1 protein-coding gene and 2 pseudogenes are annotated in these 2,366 nt (G+C 69.9%); 1 reads left to right on the top strand and 2 read right to left on the bottom strand.

The window, feature by feature from the left end:
- Positions 1-392: 392 nt before the first annotated feature.
- A pseudogene (locus RM812_RS41390) lies at positions 393-911 on the top strand (sterol carrier protein domain-containing protein); the annotation flags it as partial.
- Between the two features lie 465 nt (positions 912-1,376).
- Here the strand turns inward: RM812_RS41390 and RM812_RS41385 are convergent.
- Positions 1,377-1,712 carry a hypothetical protein gene (locus RM812_RS41385; protein ID WP_311586067.1) on the bottom strand — a complete coding sequence of 112 codons (336 nt, stop codon included), beginning with the start codon at positions 1,710-1,712 and terminating at the stop codon, positions 1,377-1,379.
- 125 nt (positions 1,713-1,837) lie between these two features.
- Positions 1,838-2,366 (bottom strand): annotated as a pseudogene (locus RM812_RS41380) (DnaB-like helicase N-terminal domain-containing protein); the annotation flags it as partial.

Here is a 2,366-nt window from a genome sequence, read left to right as displayed (position 1 = left end):
CGCGACGGCTCCGGACGGCCGGGCGAGCGCATTGGCGCCCGCATCGCCCGGTCCGCGGCCCACTGCCGTCGCGCCCCGGCCGTAGCCTGCGGCATCGACTTCCTCGGTCGTCCCATCCAACACCTCCACGATCGAGGTGTTGCGACGACCAGTTGAATGCACCCGCATCACGCTCAACGGGCAGTACCAACGGGTCCGAAACGGAGGTCACTGCCCGAACCCGCGGCTTCACCCAACAGGGTCGGGGTGAGGGCTGGCGCCCTCGCCCCGACCCGCAAGGCGTCCCCCGGAGCCCCGTCCTGCCCTGTTTGTTCGGACCCGCTGCCCGAGGGCGCGGCGGGTCACAACGCCAGACATGCTCCCAACGCTGCCGTCAGAAGGCATACCGCCACGAGACCGTCACCACCGATGACGCCGCCTTCACGGCTCTGGCCCGTTTCGCCCTCGGGCACGACCTGGTGTCACAGGTCGTGTTCCGGCATGTCCCGTCCGACCATCAGCTGCGCTGGCAGCTCGCCGACCTGCGTGCGGGTGAGGCCGGCGGCCACACCGACTGGCTGTGGGTACGCCTCCTCGACATCCCATGCGCCCTGACGGCCCGGGGCTGGTCGGCGGACGGCGAACTCGTCCCGGACGTCGAGGACCCGTTCCTGGCCGAGCACGGCCGTTACCTGCTGACCGTGCGCGACGGCGAGGCGGCCTGCCTTCCCACGGACAAGGGCCCCGATCTCTCCCTGGATGTCCGCGACTTGGACTCGCTCTATTTGGGAGGCATGACGCCGAGCACACTGGTGCGCGCGGGACACGTCCTCGCCCATCACGCGGAGGCCGTCGCGCGTGCGGACGCGCTGCTCCGTACGGAACGGCCTCCGCACTGGTCAGGAAGTCGCCGGTCTCCCACAACTGGATGAGGCCACGCAGGGGAGTGTGACTGGCGTACGACGCGATGACGCGTTGGTCGAAGGGGATCCAGCCGTCGCCCGCCGCGTTGCGCGGGTTGTAGGCGTACACGAGGTCCATACCTGTACGGCGCAGATAGCGGCCGGTCAGCTCGGTGTGGGCGGCGAGGTGAAGCGCAGGCTTTTCCAGCCTGGAAGGGTGCCGACACCACCGATCTCGGTCGTGCCGTTCGCTGGGTGGTAATGACCAGCAGCAAGCGGGGTGCCGTCCGCTCGAAAGCCTCCGGCACACCGAGTTCGCGCTGTCGGGATGCGGCGCATCCCACCACGGGACGATGCCTCCCTGCAACCAGGATTTGCCGTCGGCAACTGATCACGCCACTGCGTCGCTACCTCGCATCGACACGATCATTCTTCCTTGACGGCCCTGTTCTCCCGAAGATACGGCGAAGTGACTAGTAGCTCTCTGTAGCGAATCTAGGGTGCGCTTGTCGGGGCTTTTGACCTTCTGGGCTCATCGGGGGCCGTGTTCGGCGAGGTTGGTCCGGTCATGACGACCGGAGGGAGCGCGGGGTGCGGCAGGAGTGGGAGCCGGAGGACCTGATCGAGGTCTGGACGCTGCTGGCGGCGCGGGGTGATCTCGACGGTGATGCCTTCGGCGATAAGGTGCTGGGCTGCGTCGGCGGCCCAGTAGGGCTCCTCGTGATCGATGCGGGCCAGGGCCAGGACGTTGGTGGCGGCGACGCTCCAGTCGGCGGCTTCCAGAGCCATGGAGGCCACGCGGGCCTGGGTGCCGGTCAGGACGGCCTGCACGGCGCTCGGGTGAGGGGGTGGGTGTCGAGGCGGACATGGGCGTCGATGGCTGGAGCCACGTGGGGGTCTCATCTGTTCTGCCGGTGGCCGGGCCTTCGGATCCGGCCACCGGCGTACTCGGGTGGTTACCGGGTTGCTCGTGTGGACCGGACGGCGTGTGCGGCGGTGGTGGTCGGCGGGCCGGCGCGGGTGGTAGGCGTCGGGCGCCGCTGCTGTGGCGGGGTGGCTTGGGTGGCGTTCTGCCAGCGGGTGTGGACGGCGGCGATGTCAGCGAGGGCACGGCGGGCGCCGACGACGAGCTGGAAGGGGGTGTTCGCCGGGTCGCCGGCGTATGCCTCGATGCGCCGTCCGGTGCGCTCGGCCGTGGCCAGGAGGGAGCGCTGCAGGGCGCGTTCACTCCAGTGCTCGACGGATCCGGCCGGTTCGGCCAGCATGCGCAGGGCCTCGCCGGGTTCACTGCCGCCGTCCAGCAGGCCGCGCTGCTGGGCTTCCCACAGGACGGTGACGGGATCGATGGGCTCGTTGCGGCAGCGAGGGTGGTCAGGCACTGCCACAGGCCGGCGTGCAGCGGCAGGGTGAGGTCATCGGGGAGCAGCCACCGGATGGCGTCGATGTCGTCAGGGCGGGAGGTGGCGGTGGCGAGGAGCAGTTGCT

It is taken from the genome of Streptomyces lancefieldiae, assembly GCF_031845825.1.
GTDB classification, from domain to species: domain Bacteria; phylum Actinomycetota; class Actinomycetes; order Streptomycetales; family Streptomycetaceae; genus Streptomyces; species Streptomyces lancefieldiae.
The sequence above is the reverse complement of the archived record's forward strand: the minus strand, read 5'-3'. Positions and strand labels throughout refer to the sequence as shown.